This window comes from Alistipes intestinihominis (assembly GCF_040095975.1).
GTDB classification, from domain to species: domain Bacteria; phylum Bacteroidota; class Bacteroidia; order Bacteroidales; family Rikenellaceae; genus Alistipes; species Alistipes senegalensis.
On the sequence record NZ_JBBMFL010000006.1, the window covers coordinates 172,587 to 195,442 of the forward strand.

At 52.4% G+C, this 22,856-nt stretch carries 27 protein-coding genes and 2 pseudogenes; 4 read left to right on the plus strand and 25 right to left on the minus strand.

The annotated features are described in order from the left end of the window. The first annotated feature begins 20 nt into the window (after window positions 1-20). Entirely contained in the window at window positions 21-1,475 is a 1,455-nt protein-coding gene (locus tag WMO46_RS07235) for a calcineurin-like phosphoesterase family protein (RefSeq protein WP_349094086.1), read from the plus strand. A gap of 20 nt (window positions 1,476-1,495) precedes the next feature. Here WMO46_RS07235 and WMO46_RS07240 read toward each other — a convergent pair. Both WMO46_RS07240 and WMO46_RS07245 read right to left on the minus strand, forming a co-directional pair. Next, a pseudogene (locus tag WMO46_RS07240) lies at window positions 1,496-1,729 on the minus strand (ORF6N domain-containing protein); the annotation flags it as partial. A 5-nt stretch (window positions 1,730-1,734) separates the two neighbouring features. Further along, the gene (locus tag WMO46_RS07245) at window positions 1,735-2,076 is read right to left on the minus strand and encodes a hypothetical protein (RefSeq protein ID WP_349094087.1); all 342 of its coding nucleotides are present in this window, start codon (window positions 2,074-2,076) and stop codon (window positions 1,735-1,737) included. A 344-nt stretch (window positions 2,077-2,420) separates the two neighbouring features. Here WMO46_RS07245 and WMO46_RS07250 point away from each other — a divergent pair, with 344 nt between their 5' ends. From WMO46_RS07250 to WMO46_RS15640, 3 genes are all read left to right on the plus strand, one after another. Beyond that, window positions 2,421-2,624, plus strand: coding sequence for a hypothetical protein (locus WMO46_RS07250; RefSeq protein ID WP_229092050.1), 204 nt, complete (start codon window positions 2,421-2,423; stop codon window positions 2,622-2,624). After that, entirely contained in the window at window positions 2,617-2,913 is a 297-nt protein-coding gene (locus tag WMO46_RS07255) for a hypothetical protein (protein WP_349094088.1), read from the plus strand. The genes WMO46_RS07250 and WMO46_RS07255 overlap by 8 nt, the downstream gene beginning before the upstream one ends. A gap of 170 nt (window positions 2,914-3,083) precedes the next feature. Continuing rightward, window positions 3,084-3,584 (plus strand): transposase, encoded by a 501-nt coding sequence (locus tag WMO46_RS15640; protein ID WP_410520085.1) that lies wholly within the window; start codon window positions 3,084-3,086, stop codon window positions 3,582-3,584. 143 nt (window positions 3,585-3,727) lie between these two features. Here the strand turns inward: WMO46_RS15640 and WMO46_RS07270 are convergent. From WMO46_RS07270 to WMO46_RS07380, 23 genes and pseudogenes are all read right to left on the minus strand, one after another. Next, window positions 3,728-3,943, minus strand: a pseudogene (locus WMO46_RS07270) (ORF6N domain-containing protein); the annotation flags it as partial. A 3-nt stretch (window positions 3,944-3,946) separates the two neighbouring features. Then, window positions 3,947-4,501, minus strand: coding sequence for an ORF6N domain-containing protein (locus WMO46_RS07275; protein ID WP_349094089.1), 555 nt, complete (start codon window positions 4,499-4,501; stop codon window positions 3,947-3,949). Window positions 4,502-4,504: 3 nt separating this feature from the next. Further along, window positions 4,505-5,071 carry an ORF6N domain-containing protein gene (locus WMO46_RS07280; RefSeq protein ID WP_349094090.1) on the minus strand — a complete coding sequence of 189 codons (567 nt, stop codon included), beginning with the start codon at window positions 5,069-5,071 and terminating at the stop codon, window positions 4,505-4,507. A 229-nt stretch (window positions 5,072-5,300) separates the two neighbouring features. Next, window positions 5,301-5,651, minus strand: a complete 351-nt coding sequence (locus tag WMO46_RS07285) for a hypothetical protein (RefSeq protein WP_349094091.1) — start codon at window positions 5,649-5,651, stop codon at window positions 5,301-5,303. Window positions 5,652-5,689: 38 nt separating this feature from the next. Then, on the minus strand, window positions 5,690-6,019 hold the full coding sequence (locus WMO46_RS07290; RefSeq protein WP_349094092.1) for a hypothetical protein: 330 nt from the start codon (window positions 6,017-6,019) through the stop codon (window positions 5,690-5,692). Beyond that, window positions 6,009-6,215, minus strand: a complete 207-nt coding sequence (locus tag WMO46_RS07295; RefSeq protein WP_196017552.1) for a hypothetical protein — start codon at window positions 6,213-6,215, stop codon at window positions 6,009-6,011. Before WMO46_RS07295 ends, WMO46_RS07290 begins: the two co-directional genes overlap by 11 nt. A 115-nt stretch (window positions 6,216-6,330) precedes the next feature. Further along, on the minus strand, window positions 6,331-6,864 hold the full coding sequence (locus tag WMO46_RS07300; protein WP_349094093.1) for a hypothetical protein: 534 nt from the start codon (window positions 6,862-6,864) through the stop codon (window positions 6,331-6,333). A 138-nt stretch (window positions 6,865-7,002) separates the two neighbouring features. Beyond that, complete coding sequence (locus WMO46_RS07305; RefSeq protein WP_349094094.1) at window positions 7,003-7,851, minus strand: DUF4138 domain-containing protein; 849 nt, start codon at window positions 7,849-7,851, stop codon at window positions 7,003-7,005. Further along, window positions 7,848-8,840, minus strand: a complete 993-nt coding sequence (traM, locus tag WMO46_RS07310; RefSeq protein ID WP_349094095.1) for a conjugative transposon protein TraM — start codon at window positions 8,838-8,840, stop codon at window positions 7,848-7,850. Before traM ends, WMO46_RS07305 begins: the two co-directional genes overlap by 4 nt. Continuing rightward, a complete protein-coding gene (locus tag WMO46_RS07315) occupies window positions 8,833-9,363 on the minus strand; it encodes a hypothetical protein (protein WP_349094096.1) in 531 nt (176 codons plus the stop codon). Before WMO46_RS07315 ends, traM begins: the two co-directional genes overlap by 8 nt. Before the next feature lie 86 nt (window positions 9,364-9,449). Continuing rightward, window positions 9,450-10,208: a hypothetical protein gene (locus WMO46_RS07320; RefSeq protein ID WP_129651740.1), complete on the minus strand. Its 759-nt coding sequence runs from the start codon at window positions 10,206-10,208 to the stop codon at window positions 9,450-9,452. Window position 10,209: 1 nt separating this feature from the next. Beyond that, a complete protein-coding gene (locus WMO46_RS07325; protein ID WP_349094097.1) occupies window positions 10,210-10,737 on the minus strand; it encodes a hypothetical protein in 528 nt (175 codons plus the stop codon). Window positions 10,738-10,780: 43 nt separating this feature from the next. Beyond that, window positions 10,781-13,288 (minus strand): TraG/VirB4 family ATPase, encoded by a 2,508-nt coding sequence (locus WMO46_RS07330; RefSeq protein WP_349094098.1) that lies wholly within the window; start codon window positions 13,286-13,288, stop codon window positions 10,781-10,783. Window positions 13,289-13,290: 2 nt separating this feature from the next. Continuing rightward, window positions 13,291-13,497: a type VI secretion protein gene (locus WMO46_RS07335; protein ID WP_349094099.1), complete on the minus strand. Its 207-nt coding sequence runs from the start codon at window positions 13,495-13,497 to the stop codon at window positions 13,291-13,293. 35 nt (window positions 13,498-13,532) lie between these two features. Beyond that, entirely contained in the window at window positions 13,533-13,817 is a 285-nt protein-coding gene (locus WMO46_RS07340) for a hypothetical protein (protein WP_349094100.1), read from the minus strand. Between the two features lie 8 nt (window positions 13,818-13,825). Then, window positions 13,826-15,460: a type IV secretory system conjugative DNA transfer family protein gene (locus tag WMO46_RS07345; RefSeq protein WP_349094101.1), complete on the minus strand. Its 1,635-nt coding sequence runs from the start codon at window positions 15,458-15,460 to the stop codon at window positions 13,826-13,828. Further along, a complete protein-coding gene (locus tag WMO46_RS07350) occupies window positions 15,457-15,894 on the minus strand; it encodes a hypothetical protein (RefSeq protein ID WP_349094102.1) in 438 nt (145 codons plus the stop codon). Before WMO46_RS07350 ends, WMO46_RS07345 begins: the two co-directional genes overlap by 4 nt. Beyond that, complete coding sequence (locus WMO46_RS07355) at window positions 15,891-16,145, minus strand: hypothetical protein (protein WP_349094103.1); 255 nt, start codon at window positions 16,143-16,145, stop codon at window positions 15,891-15,893. The genes WMO46_RS07350 and WMO46_RS07355 overlap by 4 nt, the downstream gene beginning before the upstream one ends. A 1-nt stretch (window position 16,146) precedes the next feature. Then, the gene (gene mobB, locus WMO46_RS07360) at window positions 16,147-18,957 is read right to left on the minus strand and encodes a MobB family relaxase (protein WP_349094104.1); all 2,811 of its coding nucleotides are present in this window, start codon (window positions 18,955-18,957) and stop codon (window positions 16,147-16,149) included. After that, entirely contained in the window at window positions 18,936-19,463 is a 528-nt protein-coding gene (locus tag WMO46_RS07365; protein WP_349094105.1) for a hypothetical protein, read from the minus strand. Before WMO46_RS07365 ends, mobB begins: the two co-directional genes overlap by 22 nt. A gap of 2,043 nt (window positions 19,464-21,506) precedes the next feature. Beyond that, entirely contained in the window at window positions 21,507-21,704 is a 198-nt protein-coding gene (locus WMO46_RS07370) for a DUF6722 family protein (RefSeq protein WP_129651732.1), read from the minus strand. A 77-nt stretch (window positions 21,705-21,781) separates the two neighbouring features. Next, window positions 21,782-22,111, minus strand: a complete 330-nt coding sequence (locus tag WMO46_RS07375) for a single-stranded DNA-binding protein (protein WP_229092067.1) — start codon at window positions 22,109-22,111, stop codon at window positions 21,782-21,784. Window positions 22,112-22,185: 74 nt separating this feature from the next. Next, window positions 22,186-22,458 carry a hypothetical protein gene (locus WMO46_RS07380; RefSeq protein ID WP_129651730.1) on the minus strand — a complete coding sequence of 91 codons (273 nt, stop codon included), beginning with the start codon at window positions 22,456-22,458 and terminating at the stop codon, window positions 22,186-22,188. Window positions 22,459-22,856 lie beyond the last annotated feature (398 nt).

Genomic DNA, 22,856 nt, shown 5'->3' on the forward strand with positions numbered 1-22,856 from the left:
TTCTGACACAAAGCCTTATCATGGCACCCCAACAGAGCGGGGCACAGCCAGTGCGTTCGGGAACGCTCTTTCTCGACCGCAACGGCAACGGGGTTCGAGACCGGGGAGAACGCGTCCTGAAAGGCGTCCCCGTATCCGACGGTGACACGGTCGTCGTCACCGACCGGAAAGGCCGCTATATCCTTCCTGCAACGACGCACAGCAGCATATTCCCTATCCTTCCGTCCGGTTACGAATTTCCGGGCGGCGGAATTCGCAACACCCAGTTCCGATACTACCCCGACAGCACGGCAGACGGCAATGCCGATTTCGGACTGGTGCGCCGCCGACAGCCCGATCGTTTCAGCATCGCTGCCGTGGGCGACGTGCAGTTCGGCGACACGACCGAAGCGGGATATGCCGCACGCACCTTCTTCTCGGAGCTGGCGGAACGCCGCGACATGGCCTTTTCGCTTTTTCTGGGCGATCTGGTAAACGACGACTGCTCGCTGTTCCCGCTCTTCAAGGAGCTGGCCGACGAACTGCCGATGCCTTCGTGGACACTTTCGGGCAACCACGACCGGGATATGGACAGCGTCCGGACCGTTGTCCGCTACAATGAGGCTTTCGGAGCCGACACCTACGCTTTCGACTACGGACCAGTCCATTTCATCGTCTTCAACAACGTTTTCACGGAAGGACGCCGCAGCTATGTCGGCAAACTGACTGAAAAGCAGTTGCGATTCCTGCGCAACGATCTGGCACGGGTGCCGCGGGAGACGCTCGTGGTCATCGCCCAGCACATTCCGATGGCTGCCACCAAAAACAAGGACGAAGTGCTTGCGCTGCTGGACGGGCGCCGCTGCCTAATGCTATCGGGGCACACCCATTCAGTCTTCCGGAAACGATTGGCGGAAAACGTACAAGAGCTGGTTGCCGGAGCGGTCTGCGGGTTGCTTTGGACCGGAGAACAAGACCTCGACCTAGTGCCGCGATCGCTGCAACCGTGCGGAACCCCGCGCAACTACTTCCGCATCGACTTCGACAAAACGGAATACGCATTCCGGTTCAAAGGCATCGGCATCGACGAAGCGTATCAAGCCGACGTATGGATAGCTGACGGCAATCCGCAGGACCGGGAAATCGAGGAACTCGCATCACTGCCGACAGGAAGCGTCGTAGTGAACCTCTTCGCCGGAGGCCCGGAGACGCAGATTCGGATGCGGATCGACGACGGTGCATGGCAACCGCTGGAACACAAGGCCATGCCTGCGCCAACCGTCCTGCGGTCGAGACTGCGCAATCAGCAGGGTTACCTGCAATCGAAATACGCACGCCGCTCACCCCACCGCAATATACCCTCGCCGCATATCTGGACAGGGCGATTACCCGAAGGTACGCCGTCAGGACCTCATCGGATGTATCTCGAAGCCCGTGACACGACTGCGGACGGAGCCGTGAAGCTGATCGACACCCGGGTGATCTTCGCGCCTTGACAAACATTTATGTTTGAAATGCTGTAGTTCTGTTTCTCAGTATCTTCGTTCAAGGTTCCAAATTGGAACCTTGAACATTCTTCTCTTGTAAGCTGAAACATAAACCTATCCGGGAAACGCTCGATATTACGCTTAACAGCTTTGTTGAGTACTTTCGTCTCTACGCCATACATGACGGCCAGATCACGATCGAGCATGACCCGCTGGCCGCGGATCTCGTAAATCTTGTTCTGGATTATCTGGAGATCGTCCATAGTGCCTATGACTGCTGCCCAAAGGCATCAAACGGTGCATTCGGGGAATTAACAACCGGAACGGACATAGTATGCAAAGCCCGATAAAGTTTTTCGAGCATAAATAAACGTTCAGTAAGTACCGAATCGTTATCGATAAACTCCTCGCGTTGGACCACAATAAGTCGAGTTAATTCAAAGTAAAGAGTTAAAAGCGTTTCCGCAATATCCCCAGGTTTGAACTCTTGCAGTAACAACTCCACGACCGACGACCAGTCGTAATTCTTCCGCTGAAACTCCTCGGCCAACTCAGTCGGCAGCTCGATAGTCACAGGCACGTAGCCCGGACAGATAGATTTGTTTTCCATAGAGGTTTAGACATTATAACCATTAAACAATAAAAAGGTTTCGTCTTTCCCGTTGTCTAACACCTCTAAGGCTTGCCGGGGCATTAACCACTCGGCACGGGGGTACGAAACCTAAATTTACGCGCATAATAAATGCCCGCTATTGGCGGACAGGCCGCCTTAGAGAAAGTTAGACGTGACAAATATATAAAGGACAAATAACATTTCAAAGGGGACGAGCAATTTTTTGTGATTCATCACAAGAAATAGGCTGAAGACTTACCCAAAACTATTTTTATACGAAGAATACGCTCACGGCAAGAATTTCGTTATATTTGCACAAAGACATTTAATCCACTACAATTATGACGCACATCATAATCGAGGACAGTAGCCCTGAAGCTAAAAAACTGTTAGCATACGTCCGCACCTTACCGTATGTAACAGTCATAGACAAGAAAAAGAAGGACTTCTCTGAAGAAGCCGCAGCCTGTCACGCAGTTCCGGTAAACGTATTTACGGAAACGTTGCACCGTCATATTGATGAGCACTTCGACAAAAATGCGTAAGGTAGCGATTTCAGGAGCAGTTTTAGAAAAGGTCGCTGATTTAAGGGCATATCTCACCGACGAGTTGAAATTGTCGCGTGAAGCAGCACACAGTCGCACCGACCGGATCGACGCTTTTCTCAAATCGTTGACTGGAGCTGCCGATTACCCTTTGTGCCGCTTCAAAAAATGGCACCGGTTAGGATACCGGTGTGCGGTATTCGAAAAGAATTGGGTTTTCGCCTACGAAGTATTTGACGACGGTATCATTATACGTGATATGTGCCATACCGCCATCCTGAAAGAATAAGGGAATTACAAAGAATCGGGACGGATATTCGTCCCGATTCTTATTTTCAAGACTCCGGATAATGAGCCACGCCTTCTTGAGTAAAGGCTGACGGCAAAACAGAACGAGAATGTAAAACGAACTGTGTCACAAAGAAAAAATGTTTAACTTTCGAGATATAGTTTGATTTTATGAGTAATGAATTTGATTTTGATCAGTTTAAGGCCGCAGCCTTGAAAGCGATGTACGCAGGTAAACCACTCACAGGCAAGGATGGTGTTCTTGCGCCGTTGATTGAAAATCTGTTGAATGCAGCCCTTGAAGGAGAAATGGACAGCCACATGAGCGATGAAGAACGCGATTCAGGCAATCGTCGCAACGGTCATATTTCCAAACAAGTTCAGAGCAGTGTTGGCGAGCTTACGATCGAAACACCTCGTGATCGCGAAAGTAGATTTTCGCCGCAGATTCGACGGATGATTTACACGACCAATACCGTCGAGGGATACCACCGTCAAATCCGTAAAGTCACTAAAAATAAAGGCATTTTCCCAAATGATACGGCCCTCGAAAAACTTGTCTATCTGGCCTATACCCGAATCCGTCGTAAATGGACGATGCCTGTGGCAAACTGGGGGCAAACCGCTCAGCAACTCGCTATTCGATTCAATGACAGATTTTCCATCATGTAGTATGGCAAAGAACCCAAAAACAGAATTACCTTTACGGAACGATTTCGGGATTCTTTGTGATCCCAAAATCGTCCCGAATACAAACCTTGACACAGTTTGTTTTACGCTCCCAACAGAACTATGTTTAATCGTCGCAGGCAACCGGTCACAATTTGTGACCTCAATCTGTCTTTCAGCGAGTTAAACATCTCGTTCAAGGTTTCAAACATAAAATCTTCCGGAAAACGTTCAATGTTTCGACGGATAGCCTGCTTCAAGGCTTTAGTCTCCACGTGGTAAAGTTACACCAGATCGAAGTCCAACATCACGCGCTGACCGCGAATCTCGTAAATTTTATTCTGTATGATCTGAATATCCATAATTTACTTTTTGAATCCTATCTTCTGTACAGGGTTCTGAATTTTCGGCAATTTCACGGACAATGCTCCAATGGCCTCATAAATCGCATCGATGTCTTTTCGCATGTCTTCGCTCAGATCGTTCACAGCCTCCAGGTTCTCCCGGCAATCACGCTCAACCAACTGCAACCGGCTACGTAACTCCAACAGCTCGGCCGACACTTGGGTAGATTGCAAAATGTAATTACGCATAGCAACAAAAGCATCCATAATCGAAATGCTTACCTGTATGGCTGTCGGGCTACGAAGAACCGCCGATAACATCGACACGCCTTGTTCGGTAAAGACATAAGGTAATTTCCGGGTTCCGCCCCAACTTGATATTCCATTTTGGAATCTCAAGAATTCATGTTCGGTGAGCTGAAACATGAAACGTTCTGGGAAGCGCTCAATATTTCGTTTCACGGCTTTATTCAGATTACCGGTTGTCACCCCGTATAATTCGGCCAGATCTCGGTCTAACATGACTCGCTGTCCACGAATCTTGTAAATTTTATTCTGTATGATCTGAATATCCATAATTTACTTTTTGAATCCTATCTTCTGTACAGGGTTCTGAATTTTCGGCAATTTCACGGACAAGGCCCCAATGGCCTCATAAATCGCATCGATGTCTTTTCGTACATCTTCGCTCAAATCGTTCACCGCCTCCAGGTTTTCCCGGCAGTCACGCTCCACCAGCTGCAACCGGCCACGTAACTCCAGCAGCTCGGCAGATACCTGGGTAGATTGCAGAATGTAATTGCGCATAGCGACAAAGGCTTTCATAATAGAGATGCTTACTTGTATAGCTGGTTTACTACGCAAAACCGCAGAAAGCATTGCAACACCCTGTTCAGTAAAAGCATAAGGCAAAGACGTTTTGGGCCGTTTCGCTCTGGATGTCGTCACAAATTGTGATGACATATTTCCCCATTCTGTTTCGGAGATACGGAACATGAATTCTTCCGGGAAACGCTCCATATTACGTTTTACTGCTTGATTCAATGCACTGGTCGAGACTTGATAGAGTTCTGCCAGATAGAAATCCAACATTACCCGCTGGCCACGAATCTCGTAAATTTTATTCTGTATGATTTGAATGTCCATCTTCTGCTTGGTTAACGATTAGAATAATGTTCAAGATACTCGGGCCGGCCGATACTCATGTAGTGAAGGTACAATTCGTGGCAGCGCTTGCGCTGATCCTCCGGCAAAGCCTTCGAATACTCACGTATTTCCGCAACTGTAACACGCGGTGGTAATTCCTCTCCGGTGACCTCCAAATAAGCCTTAATCCCAGCCTCTTTGCGTGTATATTTTCCTTTTGTCATTGTAATTATTTCTTACCAGGTACTACTTCCAATGCCAATTCATCCAGTAACATTGCGCAGACGGCCTCTTTCTCCTCATGCCGCGGGGCAACGCTCCGCATCAATGCTTTCAAATACGGCATAGCCCTTTTCAGGTAATCCGGATCTATCTCCCCCTTACAGATCAATCGTCCGCCGTTGTTGAACAGTTCGTTGAACATACGGTTCGCAGGAGTGTCTTTCATATAAAAGCCCCTCTTTTTTGCTTCTTCAAGCAAAATCGGATCTGTCTCGATCGTAGCGCAAACCATATCTCCCCGATTGATCTCAGGAAAAGGATATGCCGCCAGGCTCAATCTATCATCGTATTCTGCCATCCGGTGCTATCTGTTGAAAAGTGAAGGGGAAGAGCCTTCTATTTTTCAGGTTCGTTATCATCCGTATCGCCGTTTCGCAGCCGCCAAGCCACAGCGTATCCGACTTCAATATGAGGATACGCCCAGTTACATACATGATCGCCTACAATCCCGCGGATCGTGCCATCGGAGAACAGGACATCCACAAGCCCGGTTGTCGTCACAGGGACCGTTGTTGGTTCCCAACCGGCCAATATCCGCTCCCGTTCATCGGTGCGTGCCCGGTCAACAGCTAAATAAGCCGTAGACACATCGACCATGTTGTCCCCGTTATTCATTCTGACCGCATCGTTGTCGATGAACTGGTATGCTATATCCTTATTTTCCATCTTTTTCAGCCCATTGTTCTTCCTGAGTCTGCTCCCAGCCGGCGGCCCGCAAGTACTCTCGCATTCGGTCTTCGGGAATCGACTTGCCGGCCAAAAACAGGCGTTTGTCCCGGACAGCCTGCTGTCTGATATATTCGCTGTTTTTGTACCAAAGAGGTTGCGTTATCAATAATGAGAATGCTTCTTCCAGTGTCATAAGATATATCTTTGACACAAAGATAGGAAAGATATTCAGGAGAAACAAATTTGTTTCTAATTATTGTTTACTGAAAAAACTATATTTGTCATTGATTAGACTATATCGGCAACTCTTAAAAATAATACTTCAGTCCGATGCTGGCGGAGACCTTCAGATTGTCGAAATTTGTTTTCATCAAATATTGAAAACGCGGATTCAGCGTCACCGCCCAATGTCGGCTGAACACATATTCAACCCCGAACTCTGCGAAAAGGCCGTACACGAACTGGTTCTGATAAGGCAGCAGATTGCCCTGGCGTGACAGCCTATCGCAGCTCTCACCTCCCAGCAGAAGTCCTCCGGACGGCAGCAGCACAAACCTGTTCAGCGCTACGGCATATTGATAATGAATCTCACCGAGCCATTGCGTTGCATCGAACGAATCTCCCTGCGTGGCATCATAGCGGATCTTGTCGAACATCACACCGCCCCCTAATACCGAATGCGGGGAGAGATAGGCCCCGATCCGTGCCGCACCGACGTATCCTCCCAGGTGCGTGATACCGCCATCGATGGCCGCAGTCACCTGCCCCTTATAGCCGATCTGTGCCTGTACGCTTATTGCCGTCACGATGGCCAGCATCGATAACATGACTTTTTTTCTCATTTCTTTTTTGCTTAAAAGTGATTATTAACTTTTCTATCTCCCGACAAAGTTCTCTGAACAGATGCCCGGCAGCCCTGAGCGCCGTTCGGCCCAATTCTCCTTCCGCTTTCCAGAAAGCCCGGAATCCCTTTCGCCGGCTCATAGTCTGCGGGCCTCGATGATGAAGTCCTCGGGGATACGCAGCGCGATATTACGATCTCCTCTCTGCTCGAGCACCTCGGCCAGCAGGATCTTCTCCTTACCGATGGTGAACTTCTCAAAGCGGTAGATCACCTCGCGGAAGGACTTCGCATCCACGCGGTGAATCTCCGTATCGACCCCGATGGGAAGGATCTGCAAACGCTCCTGCGTCGATGTCTTCTTCGTCTTGCGGGCCGTGACGGAGAATGCGATATAATCGACATCGAAGGGGACGTTGCTGCTGTTTTCGAGACGGAACTTGAAGTAGACATGCGCTTCATCCACGTAGACGCCTTTGAGCAATATGGTGAGTTTCTGGAGCCGGGCCACGTTGTTGGCCACGATGTAATCGGGCTGTTTCCGGACTTTGGCGAACAGCTGCTCCGGAGTCAACCTTTCGACCGGGTTCTCATCGACGGCCGCCGGCTGTTCCGTCCCGAGGGACCGGGGTTCGATCTGCGGATGTTCGGAGGACTGCTCTTCCTGATAAATGGCCATCGACGGAGATACGATATAGTTGACCTCCGAGGCCGCGTTGTTATATATCACATCAAAAGCGTAATAGCGTCCGTCGGCAGTCTGCACGTTCAGGTTCGTTTCGGGCATCGCATCCACCGGTTGAATGTACATCACACGGCCGTCACTCTGCGAGATCGCATCATCGGAGGTGTACCCGGTTCGAAACTTCACGACATCGGCCGGGAAGATGATCTGCGTCACCTTGTCCCGCCGCCACTCGATCCGTTGTTGTGCCGCCGCCGGAAATGCCAGGCTCAAAGCGGCCATCACGAATAAATATCCTTTCATTTTTCGTCGATTTTAAGAATTACGATCTGATTGTCTATCAGTTTTATCTCTACGGTCTTGGCGCTGCGCACCTGGTTGCCGACTCCGGAGATCATCGACCCGACGACCCGGCCGACCGTTCCCCCGTACTGGGACACAGCCGAACTGGCCTCCTGAACCGCCGTCATGGAGGTCTGCGAGTTGGCGATCTTCCCTACTTCGTCGTAGTTGAGCGGTATTCCCTGCATCCCGTCCGACCCATAGACGGCCAATGGCAGGGAGAACACCTCGCGGCCCATGCGCACGGAGTTGATCTTTACGGAGAGTCTGTTTTCCGAGATCGACGCAACTCCGGACAGCAGCGTATTGGCCGGAACCACCAAGCTGCCGTAACGAATCGGTTCTTTGGTCCGGAACAGTGCTGTCTGCCCGGACTTCACGAGCTGCGTGCCGTGAATCACAGCCCGGAACATAGAGGCCCCCGGAGGATTCTCCTGTCCCGGTTGTGAGGACTGTCCGACTCCCCAATCGCGCATCATGGCCTGACGACGACGGGTGGCCTCATCCGTCACCGGCTCATCCGGAACACTCGCCGCGGCCTGCCGGGACTTGGTGGCAGGCGTCCCATCCTCATAGATCTGATCCATGTTCTGCGCAATCTCCTCATAGGCGGCATCGAACTGCTCCTCCGAGGCTTTTCGATCAACCCGGAACGTCGTGGACGATGCGGGCTGCGCATTCTCCGCTTTGGGCTCCGACGGCTCAGAGCGTTCGGCAGCAGGTTCGAAACCGCTCGGAGGACGGTTGTAAAAACTCTCCTTTTCATTGGCATAAGCCTCATAAGCCGCCTTCTTGGACATGTAGGTCTTATCCTCGATGGCAGTCTCGATAGACATCACGCTGTTCTGCGAACCGTCACTGTTCCGGTCCTGCTGTTTCAGGTAGCCGGCGACAAGCAGCAGCACCATGACCGCTCCTGCAATCAGCAGGATCTTCATTCGATTATTCATGGACTTCGAAAATTTTATTCTCCAGATAGGGTTCGATCAAAAGACCGTGGGGATTATGCGGCCAGCTGCGCTCGATAACGTGGATCGATCCGCTGGCCAGGACTCTCCACAACCGTGAGTAAGTATCCATCCGCTCCTGAATATCCACAACCAATTCAAAAGCGAAACTCCCGTCTTCTGCGGGGCGGATCTGCAAATCTTTGATCGCCGCCTCCTGAACCATATTTCGCTGGATGAAGCGGTTGAAGAAACCCGATTTCCGGCGTGTCAGGAAAGCATCCCGAAGGCTGTTGCCCCCGAGCCACCCGGCGGCCTCCGCCTTGCGTTCCCAATCGTATTGCGTCAGGCTGTACCAGTCCTCGACGAACATGGACAGGTGGTGGCGAATCTCGATCTCGAGATTGTCCCGCCGCTGGGCGTACCGGGCCGGAATGACCTCGCCGTCGGTCGCTACATAATAGGCATACTTCATACGCTCCTCACGTTCCTCACGCCGTTCGAGGTAGTTCAGGATAAAACACACCAGAACCAGTATAAGGCAAAGAATTGTGATAAGGTTATTGCGCACCAGGCTGCGGCGCATGGATTGTATCTTTTCGGGGATCATGGCTAAACTCGGAATATTCTGTAACATAAATCCAATACGGCCTGAAAGATTTTGAACCGCGCCAGGGCGACCATGATGAACCCGAGAATCGGGGAATCCGTCAGGTTGATATAGACCGCGAAACAATCCTCACAAAAGTTGTTCGCCAGTATCAGGGCGGGCCCTGCGAACAGCAGCGCGAAATAGATCATAAACCAATGTTTCCACAAAGCCCTGAAAGGCTCGAAAGCCCCCAGGACAAGAACCAGAGGCGCCACGAAATAGGCGATCTTCAGTGATGCCGCACGGATGAACATATAGGTCGGAAAGCATAATACGTTGACAATATCGGCCAACGGCTTGAGAATATAATTGGCAAACATGAAGGAGCCGACATTGGCACTTCCGCCATTCATAAACGACGTGAACATGCCAACCATCGATGAAAAATAGCCTCCGGCGGATTCTTCTTCTACGGCCTCTTCGCCAAGAAGCGTCGTTTGCATAAGATCCGCAATCATACTTTGAGGATTGGCCGTAATCCGTGCCGTAGAGTTCACCAGCAACTCGGCGAATTGGATGAATTCCGGAAACAGAAAAACAACAAGCCCGGCCAACAAGACGCCTTGAATATCCTCCCAGATGGCCTTATGCGGATCGTTCTTCTTCTGAAAGACGATAAGCACAGCTTGCATCAGGAGGAAAAAGCCCGCAATACGGCTCACCACCGGAGGTATCGTCGCCTGGGAAATGACGAGCCGGTCCAAGAAATCCAGATTCATATCACTTGAAATAAGCGTTCAATAACTGGTTGTTGAACTTCACGGCATCCGCCTGGAGGTTGATGTAGTTGACACGCGCCAGGAGCTTGTCGATGTTGTCGAGGACCTGCCGGGTTTCATTCAGGCGTTCGGCATCACTCATGCGCAGGAAATTGCTCGTAAAGATCTTCGCGCCATAGGCCGTGATATTGACGCACTCGCGCGTCGTCTGGCTGCACAACGACAACAGGTTGGTCGTATAGCGCCGATCGACCTTCATGGCCGAGATCTTGGCATAGACCTGCTGAATCCTTTTGACGCAGGTCGCCGAGCGGGTGGCAATCTCCTGCACCTCGCGGACCGTGGCCAGTTTGCTGTTGACCTTCTCAACGGCATCGACGGTTTTTTCGATGCCCTGCTTCACGCCCATCATCGTCTGGTAAGTCTGGACCGCCTGCTGCATCTGCTCGACATGGTTCATGGCCTCCTGAACTTCAAGGGACGGAGCCGTCACGACCATTTGGGCCTGCACCTGAGCAGCTCCGCACATAACTGCAAAAATTAAGAATAATCGTTTCATAAGTATCGAGATATTAAATTAAACTGTGAATCCGTTCATATTGCTCGATGGCCCGTTCCATCGACTTGGTTTGGGAATACAACCGCCCGAGCTCATCGCAAACTTCGCCGTCGGTCTGGAATGCCAGGAAGGTCCGGGGGCTGATGCAAAGGCTCATCAGAGTCGATTTCTTACTCCGGAAGATGTAAAATGAAGAGTACATGGGCGGCGTATTGAAATTATTCCTCAGCGACAGAACGCATTGCCGGTCATGCTCGGAGAATCCCGTCGAGTATTTCTCGAAGCCCGTGGGATCGGCCCCGGCCAGGAATATCACCGTCTCGATGTTCTTCATCAGGGCACCGGCGGCTCCTCCGTCTTTCTTATACCTGTCCTCGGCGTTCAGCGCCAGCTGGTCGAGGTTCTGCAAAACGATACATGCCGAACCGCCTTTCTTACGGATCGCCTGCATCTGGTACAGCACGGCACCGAAGATCACCGGCTTCTGCATCAACTCGGCAAACTCCTCATAGATAATGAAGCCCCGTTTGCCCGTCTGCTCCCAGACAAGCGTCCGGATGGTGATGCCGATCAGATGTACGACGATACTCAGCAACTGGGGTTTCGAACGGATATTCTCCAGTTCAAAGATCAGCAGCCGTTTCCCCTTCAAACGCGTCGTCGGGTCCTCGCTGTGCGCAAAAACATTCCCATAGCTGCCGCCCTCGCACCACTCGCTGCCGTTGTGTACAAACTGGCTCACGTCGAAATAAGCGCTGCGGATCTCGTTCTTCTCAAGAATCAGCTGATAGTTGTCGCGCAGCCAGACGTAGAATCCCGGCCAGGAGGGGTCCGTGACGATATGCAGGTACGACATGACGATCTTGCGCAGCGACACCTCTTCCTCGGCCGTCGGAATACCTCCCGGCTTAATGATAAGCCACAGCGTCTCGCAGATGTCGTCCACACTCTCACCATTGTCGACGTCGGCAACGGCAAACGGATCAAGCCCTAATGGATCACTACTGTTGTAGCGGAAGATAAAAACCTCCTCAGGATCATACAGCCGGGCGGCCTTGTCATACGAGCCGCCGCAGTCGATGATGATGTTCACGTATTCCGCTGCAGAATCGTTGTGATAGTCCCCGACGATTTTCTCCAGATCGACCGTCTTGCCGCCTCCGGTGCGTCCTATCACCGCAATATTGCGGGAATCGACGTACTTCCGGTGCGGGTCGTAGAGATCGTAGCGCAGCGGCAGGTGATTGACGGGATCACTGAAAAAAACGCCTTCCGCATCCGACCTGTAACCTCCCGTATGCTGGAACAGCGCCAACGCCTGCCGGATGTCTACCAGGTAGAACGAATCCCGGTCCATGCAGGCCACCGTTGCAGGGTGTGAACAGAAGAGGATGTTGCGAAGCTCCGCACCCATCGGCACCGAAGGCTCGAAATCGCGGACCTGCCTCAGATAATTCGTAATCCGCGTCCGGTACTCTTTCACCTCCTCGGCGCTCTCGCCCCAGAAGATGATATTCGTATGCCCCCGAACCAACATGGCGTCCAGGTCGTCGCTGATCTCTTCGCGCGTACGGTCCAGACGCCGCACCTGGTCATCGTTCTCCTCCGAGAACCCCCGGTTCTTGCGGAAGGTCTCCAACGTCTGTTTGACGAGCGCATACTCCTGCTCATGCCCCGAAATCCGGATGATCTGATTATACAGATGCGGAACAGGCAGCAGGATGCCCAGCTCTTCCATGATCCCCACCGGGAGCTGCGAACCCTGACCCGAGGCCGGTGTAGTCAGGACCTCCGGGAACTGACGCTCATGCTCAAGGCTCACGGCACCGACATAGCGGTCGCCGACACGGAAATCGCACCCCGCAGCATCCACGTCCGTCAGGTAGCCGGTCTGAAATCCATTGAAGAAATAACGGGTGTATTCACGGACCTCCTCTTCCCCGAACGGCTCAATGCCGACGATCCCGGAGCCTTGAAGCTGGAGGTACATCGAATCGACTGCACGGGTAAAGCGCCCGTACTCCTGATCCTCGGAACGGAATGCGCCGTGAGTCAGCGGCACGAAGGGATTCTGGGACCGCGGATCGCGCGTCGCCCGAAAGCCCGTGAACACGACGAACAGGCAGGACATGTCGCAGGTCTGCATACGTCCTGCGGCAAACGCCTTCTCCTCACGCTGTATGTATGAATTTTCCGGCATCGACGAGGCGTCGAACAACCGCCGGTCATACCGGTCGCTGCGCAGAACGATCGTGCCCTGCGGAAGATCTTTCAAGGCGACACGCCAGATCTCATTCAAGCGGTCGTATTGCTCCTCGGACAACGACCGAACCTCCGGAAGCTGCAACCGGTAACAGAAGGCGACATCGCCCTGAAGGGTCAACAGCCGGTTATTGGAAACGTCCTCCAGAAGTTCCGAAGCATTGTAGCTACCGAACTTCGGGCGGGGAAACGAATGGAACAACAGCCAGACGACGAGCCCGACAATCGACACCAGCAGAATCAGAATGGCATGAAACATCATCAACGGTTTTTAAGGTGAAGGGGATACTGTTTTCCGTAATGCAGGTTACGTTTCAGACGATCCATATTGCGAAAGAGCCAATAGACCCCGCACGCCCACGGAATCCACACGACGATGAACACCGGAAGGAACACCACGATAAGCACAGGGGAGCAGGCCAGGCCCAGGCAGGCCAGGAAACTCTCGGCAGGAAGGCCCAACACCATCGCTTTGTCTCGGATGCGGCGATTGACATACAACTTCATCGCAGCAAAACATTCATCGCACCGTACACGATGCCGTAGCCGACGGCAATGATCACCAGAGCCCAGCCGGCGTTGGAAAGGATCTCGGCACGATCTTTCCAGTTCTGAACAAGGTTCCAAATCGTCCAGCCGAACAAGGCGACAAAACACAACAGCCCCAACAGGTTGGGAACCAACGTGCGAAGCGACGCCGTAACAGGCGACAGGTCCCAGCTGATCGTCTGGGCGAAAAGAGGCGCGGCCATCAAGGCTGCGGCAACCGTAAAAAATCGTTTTTTCATAGTTGAAATCATATATTGGAAAATCTGTTCATAAAATCTGCGGCATCACGCCGGACCTGCTCGGCAACGAGCCGCATTTGCGCCGGGTCCAAATCCCGGACTTGCAGAGGCAGGAGTTTGGCTCCGGGTTGATATTTAAACCGAAAACGTTCGACCTGGCCGTGGAAGTAGATGAATTCACCTTGTTTAAGCGAATAGAACTCCGAGCGTTCGTACAGGGGACGTTTCACCTTACGCCGTGTGGTACTCGAACCGTTCGACGAGGTGCTGTAACTCCGCTCGATGCGATCCACCTGCGGCATCATGCCTTCGTAATACTTGGCGGTATGTTCGAGGCTCGTGCGCCCGAGGAACTGATGCGCCAGGTTCGAGAGAACGGTACGCTGGTTATACTCCTTGCCGCCCTGGGTCCGCTGGATCTGGCTTAGGTCCTGCGTCGTATAGACGATGCAGATTCCCAGGCTGCGCAACGTAGCCATATAGTTCTGCACACGCAGTAGCGGAAGCTCCGGAGCTTCATCCAGCAAAGCGACGGCGGGAACACCGCCCCGTTCGCTCATCATCGTAAGCGTGGCATCGGCGATCATCGCAAGGATCGGAGCGTAGGCCGTCGTGTTCCGCGGATCGTTCACGAGCCCCAGGCCGATCTTCGAACCCGGAGCGTTGATCCGCAGGTTGATCTCGTTATCGCTCAACAGGTAGAAACCAGCATCCGTATTGATCGTGTTCAACGCAAGGATGAGCGTCTGGAGGATATTGCTCGTAGTATCGGCGTTACCCGTGCCCTGAAAGAACGCCGCAGCCATCGAATAGACCTGCGCATCAGCTTTGAGAAGCCGCTCCAACTTCCCGAAAGGAAGGACCTTCCGACCTTCCTCCAACCGAAGGTGCTCCGGGTTGTTGAGTATCGACATCACGAACGGGAGGTTGCAGTGCTCAGGAGCATAGCGTTTCAGATACCAGATCAGCGCTTCCAAAAGCGACGAAGCCGAATTGTTGAAGAAATCAGAAGTCGAGTCGTCGGACTCCCGGCCCTGCACGGCAACGATAAAGGACTTCACGCGCGAGCGAAGCGACGCCTCGTCGGGAATATACTCCGGGGAGATCGGGTTGATACGCACAGAACGTTCAGGGTCGAACAGCGCAAAGACATGGTACGGGAGACCTGCATCCCGGAAGATCGGATAAAGAACCTCCGAAAGCTCGTACTTCTTCAGGTCGTGGACCAGAACAGACATGTCGAACCGCGCGGCGTGCCGGGCATAGGCCGTATTGCAACTCGCGGTCTTGCCGCTGCCCGAACCGCCGTTGATATAAGTTCCCTGGTTGATGCCCTTCACATAGTGCAGGTGGCCATTGCTATCTTCAATCTCCAGGGTGAATTTCGACCAGCCGTTGAACAGGCGACAGAAACGGACATACAGGAAACGGCTCAGAGGAATGAGCAGGCATTGACCCGCCAGCAACGGCAACGCCCAGGACCAGGCGTAGGTCCGCAGCGAGAGACCCGCCCAAAGGTAGAGTCCGCCCGGAGCCAGGAGCGCGGCAAGACCGGCCAGGATTCCCGCAGGACGCCGCCAGAGATACAACAGCGGGATCAACACCGCCGTCAACAGGAACCATCCCAACAATGTCATAATCATTCGATGTTTCGGTATTTTGAAATCAAATTCTCCGTATATCGGAAGGCCGTTCCGACAGGATTACTCACGCCTTTTTGAAGCAGCACGGGAAGAATTCTTCCGGCGATACACAACCGGCAGGGATCGGTCTGCCTTGATGCCGCGGAATGCACTGTGCTTTGGACTGCTTCACGGCAACGGCACGTATCCGCCGAGAAAAACATATCGTTCTTGCCCGTCAGAAGCCACAATTCATCGATCTCAGGAAACTTTTCACAAATCATGTCGGCAACATGGATGGAGAGCCCGTTATTCCCTCTCTTTATCTGATAGAGGTTCTCACCACGCGGAAGCCCGATATGCCGGGCAAAAGCGTTTGTTGACATCCCTGACCACCGAATAACCATTTCGATCCGCGGCCATAATTCAGAATCTTTGTTACTGAACCTTGTCATAACGTGGATTCGTTTCCCCAAAACAAGGCGACGATCAGGAACAGGATCGCCGCCCCGGCAATAACCAGGGTGGAACGTGGAATAATTTCCCGCGGAGGCTCCGGCAAACCCTGCTCACGGGCTGCGGAACGGGCTTCACGGTTCCGTTTATCCAGTTTCGCCTGCTGACGCGCCATAAGCCAGACCCCCAGCAGGATCAATCCAGCAAAAAGTTTCAATGCCAATTTCATCGTAAAATAAAGTTCATTCATATCAATATCCTTTGGTTAAAATTCCAACGAGTTTGAACGCGGCCTTTATCGCCAGCTGCTGCGGAGTGACCGGCTGCACCATCTTCACCTGATCGGCCTTCGCCATAGCCTGCACCGAAACATCGCGCTGCGCAACGGCTCCGTAAACCTTATATTCCGGAACCGGATTTACCGAGCGGCGGCACGAAGAGGATACACTCTGCTGCAAAGCCTCTTTCTTCGTCTTAGATTCCACAGCCGGGAAATATTTGTTGATGTAACGGTTGAGATAGTGCTGCTGCCACTGTATCTTCTCCAGCTCCTCTCGGGGGAGTGTCCGGACAAGACGCTGAATAACTTCCCGGCGTTTCTCCTCGATACGGGCGTAGACACCCTTCAGAGAGTCTTTGTAGTCACGGGCCTCCGCCGGAGAAAAATGCCGGTCCACATACACCGAAAAATCATGCTCGTTGCGCAGTCGGACTTCCGATCCGAACAGCCGCCGGCTATGCTGCTCGAAAAGACGCTCCGCATGGGGCGATACCTGGCGGGCCAGTTCGTTGTTCATCTCCAGAATTCGCTCGGCACATTGCTTCGGATCAGGAGTCGTTTCCCGAATCAGCTGTTCGAGTTGGCTCTGCTTTTCGACGACCAAGTGGTAACCCGGCAACTCCTTCTGAATAAACGTATCGATGATTTTGGCAAACTCACGCTGCCGCTGAACACGGATATTCTGCAACTCCGCGAACAACTCCTTTAACTGCGTGTGGAGCTGTTTGGATTTCAGTTCCGGATGCTGCTTTTCGTAAATCTTCACAATTCCTGCCCAAAGATCCCGCAGGGTCTTGTCCAGATTACGGTCCTGAAGCGCCAGGCGCAGCAGCGATTCCTCTTTAGCGTGAACGTCCAGCGTTTGATCCGCCAGCACGCTGCGCAACTGCTCCAGAAGTTGCATTCGCTCGGTCTGGAAACTCTCCAGCTGCGCAGTCAACTCCGCCGCACGGTCCGCAGGGCAGGCCGCGATTTCGAGGCGCAGCGCGTTGAAAGTCGCAGGCAGCTCACAACGTTTGGCGGCCTCCGCAATACAGCGCCGGGCATCTTCCGGAAGCAGCCGCTCGCGGACCAGGCTCTCGAAATCCTTCATGTCTTTGACATGAGCGCCGTCGGCCCCGAAGGTCTCCCGGGCAAAGGATGCCAGGATCTCACGCTGGCGATCGGGCCAACAACGCTGCACATAATCCCCGACCATCTGCCGCTCGGTATCCGCCAGGTAACGGGAGGCGTTCTCCAGAAGCACCGAATGACCTGCAAAGATCCCCTCCAGGTACTCCGTCTGTGCGAACAGGCAGTCGGTATTGCGACGGGCAGCAATGCTGTCAAAAACATAGTTATCCCGATGCCAGGCATCCCGGTAGATCTCCGACCATTGGTCAAAGACTTCCCGGCGGCGATCGACAGCCTGGCGCATGGCCAACCCTTTGCGCAGGACTTTATGCGTGATCCGGATCGGATGGTATCCCCGCAATCCCGAAACTTCGACGGCCTTGTCTCCGAGGCTGGCGCCCAGGCTCTGACCCCAACGCGGAAGCGAGAGATCCTGGTCCACAGTGAGGCGATTCAGTTCTGACTGCAACTCCTCGACACTCAAATCCATCAGGTCCGCGGCGTTCGCCCCGGGGTTCAACAGACGCAGCTGACGGACCAACTGCCCTTTCAGGTGCAACAGTTGACGCGCATCCAGCTGCTCGGCCTGAAGCAAGGATTCGTAGTACTCTCCATAACCGCCGCTCACCAACTGCCGGAACTCCGCGGCCTCCGCCCGGCGAATCGCACGGTCCTGGGCCAACTGCCTTTCAAAGGCGAATCCGGACATGTGCCGGAGGCGCTTGGATACCTCATAGCTCTCGGTCTGCAACCGATGGTGTGCGAAGAGCCGGTCGAAAAGACGCTCGCATTCGATCTTATACGCTTCGCGGTCAAAGCCGATGCGAACGGCCTTGCCGTTCAGGACGTGGTTCTTGCTCCCACGACCGTTCGCATTGGGGCTCAGGTTGATCGAATTGGTGATGTCACGACGGCTCACCGTGACGTGAATATGCCAGTTATCCCCGGCTTTCGGCATCATCGCCCGCAATATCTCGTCGCACCCGCCAGAGCGGACCTGACTCTCCCGGACATATTGCGCTTCGAGGGCCGCGATCCGGCGCTGCACGGAATCATCCTGGCCGCAGCCGAGCTGCTTTTCCAGGCGGGCGATCTCCCGATCGATTCGGGAATTATTACGCACCTGAGGATCATGGCTTTTCCAGTAACGGTCCTTCTCGACCATCCCGAACCACATCAAGTCCCGGTTGTTGCGGATCTCGGGGTGTCCGAAGTTACGGGCATAGGCATCCATGCACTGTATGGCATAATCTTTCAGATAATTCCGCATCATATCGTCCTCCAGCGTCGAAGGGATCGCCTCCCCGGCTTCGAGGAGTGTCTGCTTCGTATCGGCGATCGTGCGGCGCAAATGGGCGATCTCTTCCTTCGAAGGAGAGATCGAGAATGTATAATAGCGGGCTTCCTTCCTCTTCAGACCGCGGACGTTCGCATCGATGTTCTTCACGACATCCTCCGTATCGTAGGTATTACCCGTGCCGTTGAAAAAATACTCTCGGCCTTCGACCCGGACCACATCGTTCTGCTTGTCCAGGTATGCAGACAGTTGGCGGGAGGAGGTCTCATCCAATTGTGATTGGATAAGGCTCTCCTTCTCGAGATAACCCGCGTATTCGGCAACGGAACTCTGGCCGTAACGGGTGTTGTCTACATACTGTGTGACGTACATAATTCCTCGTATTCGCGTTTGAGCTGGTTGAAATCGGATTGTGACAGCCGAATCTGCATCGCGGCATGACCTTCAAAATCCGTCGTCCTGGCAGCTATGGAAAAGAGACGCTCCAAAAGTCCGAGCGAGCGCGGCAAACGATCGTCGGAAGAGGGAGCGGGAACATCGGAAGCATCCATATCCTGAGAAGTGCCGGAGAATAATCCGGATGTACTGCGGCGATCATCGCGCACCAGGCTTTTGATAAAATCTTCGGTACGTTCAACAGGACCAATAATCTTGGAAAATTTTATATCAACTCCTGTAAGTTTATTGAGAATGGTTTTGTATGCATCATTAACCGAAACTTCATAGTCCAGGTTATTGGCTGCATAATGCAAGATGATAAGCGATACCGCATTCCCCAATGATACACCTTTACGTTCTGCGATTATCTCTAATTTGCCTTTGGCCGCCTTAGAAATGCGAACAGAGCATAAGGCTGGTTTATCAACTTTCGCTTTCATTATTCCTATTATTTTCTTTGTAGCATGAGCAAAGAAAAGGATTATAGAAAGAGGTATCAAGAACTGATTTTTATGTGATTAATCACAAGAAATTGAATATCGGGGCTACGTTTATTTGGGAGTGAGAAACAATTTTTTCAAGAATTTTTTACACCGCAAGATAAACTTGCCTAATCCTGCCAAAGTTACGCGGCATGTTACATATATAACACTAATAATCTGACACATACATCATTGAAGTCACATAAATGCAACCAAAATTGCATGATAAGCCACAAAACAGAATTACATATACAACAGATTATCAATAAATTACACATTCACTCAATAATACAGAATCACGCTTCAGCGTGATTCCCGCTTGTTCACAAGAAAATGTTACAGGATCGGCCGGATTTTGACGGACGTAAAGGCGTCTGAAAAATGAGCAGGAAGTTATGCTCATTTTTTCGGACAGATCGCGCTTGCGTGATCGCGCCTTCGTCCGTTGAAATGCGGGCGTCCGAAAGGCATCGGCGGGCACCGGGTTTTGGAAAATCGACAAGATTTTCCGAAGCCCGTTGACCGCAAAATTCACCCCGGCAAAGCCGGGGTATTAGGGCGGGAATAACCGCCCGGAATTTTAGATGCCGGTAACATTTTCTTTCCATTCTCCGGCGCAGCCGGGTAGGCGGCAGATCGCCGCCCGCAGTTCGAATCGGCCCCTATGTCGATGCGATGAACGCACAACCTAAGTCCCGAACTCCGTGTTGCGGAGTCCGGGACGGTAGCCGATCGAACTGCTCTTTGCTTCTTTCTTCACGAAAGAAGGAATCCCCCATTTGGGGGAGAAAGGGGGTTTTGTCAGCTGCCAAAGCGAGGCTCCGGCGGAGCGCATGGCAGCGTACAGACAAATACCGATGATTTACGCCGAGCCTGTCGAGGCGTAAATTGCGACTCCAAAATCTCCGCATTGCGAAGATTTTGGAGTTCCCCGCCGAGGCGGGATGTTGAATAGTGAAGGGAAGAAGCCGGAAGCCAAGCCTTATAGTCGCTCCGAAACGTCTGAACAGCCTCGGCTGCGTCCGCAGGTCTGACGCGAAGCCCTGGGCCGAATGGTGGCAGCGCACTGCGCAAGGATTATCAAGTGAATGACTTTTCTTTGGTTCGGGTTTCTTTGTGTCCCCAAGACAAAGAAAGCGGACGCGGTTTTGCTTCTTTTATCGCGCTGGAAGGATAAAAGAAGGTTTCCCCGGCGGGGAACGGAAAGGGGTAGCGAGGAGTGAACAGAGACTTTTGAGCCCTTCAACGGAGCTCGAAAGGCTCGCAGCGACGAGCGGATCGATAACAGCCGGACGCAAGGTCTCTGGCTTGCGTCCGGACGCCGAAGGCTCCCGATCTCTGCGGCAAGGATTGCCGCAGGTAGGAGCGGTTCCGTGCTTGGCCGCGACGGCATGGTAGTCGCGGCCAAACGGAGCGATCCGGAGATTTCTTTGCCCCACTTTCTTTGGCTCCACGAAACAAAGAAAGTGGGTGAGATCAGCATGGCGAAATAGCCGGTGTAGCCGGCAACCGGTCATGGCCGGAACCGATTTCAAACGAAAAATTATCTTCCGAAAAGTCGTCAAAAAACAGCAACTCTAAGTGACCATCACGCATGCGAGCGTAGCGAGTCGTCGGGCATACTTGACCCGACGCGATGGCCACGCAGGAAAGGGCCGCGCTGCCGCGCGGCTCGCCAGCCGGAACGAATCCGGCCGGGGTAAGGGCAAGCCTCCAGCGAGCACGTCCCCACGCGGTGACCCGGCAACTGAGTGCTGACGAGTTCTCCGGAGGGGTATTCGGGAAAAGCCATACTATTCACACTTTTCCCTACTCTCGCGCCCCAAAGGGCGCGAAAAACAAACGGCCCGGCAGGAATAACCTGCCGGGCCGCGATGTTGATGCGTGAAGGGAAGAAGAATTACAACAACCACTTCTTACCCTTGTCTGTCTTACTCCAAATGACGATGGCGACTACCGCCACGATGATAATTCCGAAAATGTAAACCGCAGCTGGCATATTCAATCCTCCTTTACCTTAGTGTCCTTATCCCTGACTAAAATCAGGCCGCCGCCCAAACATACCGCTGTTGTCAGCAAGCCCAAAACGTATATCAGCCACCGGACATCGCCCAAATCCGAGACCAAAGACATGACGACCACCGCGGTCAACACATATTTGGCGATGTCCATAAGCCATTTACCCAACTCCTTTTTCATAATGCAAATATAGCAAATTTTTCTCCAAAACGTATTTTGAACTCTCGGCGGCCTTATGGTCGCCGAGAGTCTGCCACTCAGACCTGAAAATTAGTGACCCGATAGAGAATCCTCGATCGCACTTGGTTATTCTTATCAATCCACGCTTCCACCTTGTCCGAGGCTTCGATATAAATGAAGCGTCCTTTGGTCAGCAGTTTCAAAAGCCCCTCGGCAGAGCTCTCCGGACCGACGTAGATTTCACACTCCGCCCACTGGGCAACCGTTACCGGGTTCCCCTGCTCGTCCGTGTCATTCGTCTTGCGTTCGGCATACGCGACACTGAACGATACAAATTTGTGACCGCCGTCGCCCTCGCGGCATACGGCATCCCGGCCGATGTTGCCGACAATAGTAGTTTGTTTCATCTGAAAAATTACGATTGACCTGTACATCGTGAGGTTCTGCGAGGCACTGCGCCTCTAATTTACGAAAATTTCAATTACTCTTCAAGTTTGAGTTCATCAAGGCCCGCCGGGAACCAATAGCAATCATAATCGAGATACACACACCGATTGCCAAGAGTAGGTTTGCAGAAGCCGAGAACCCGATGGCCCGGAAATTTCACGCCGTATCCGTTCGTGAAAGTCACCTTGTCGCCGACTTTGAGCGTCGAGGTAATCCCGGCTTCCTCGGGGGTATTGACCACCTCGTGCGGGTGGCGGATTCGCCATTCGGCGAAATCTGCGGCGTGTTGTCGGTTGTAATTTGACATAGCTATAAAGTTTTGAATTACGATTAACAGTCGGGCACTACGCAATAATGATCGTCGAGCACCTCATTAAGTTGACATTTGGTATAAACTGCGACCAAAAGGACCATATTCAACGGATATGCGGGATGATTTTCAAATCGCTCGATAACTTTTTGCATCCATTGTTTCGCGGCTTTCCGATTCGAAAATTTCACCGAGAACCACCTCGATTCCCAGGTGCCTCTCTGTTTGATAAGACAGACATCCACGGTATATCCATCCGGGGTAAAAATCATTTTCACAATGCGCTCAATAAATTTTCTGATTGCTTTCATAGTTGTATTTTCCTGTTACAATCCAAATAAAATTGGATCAAAGTTTTCGGTTAAATTTGTTTTTATCTTATTTACAGCGTATTG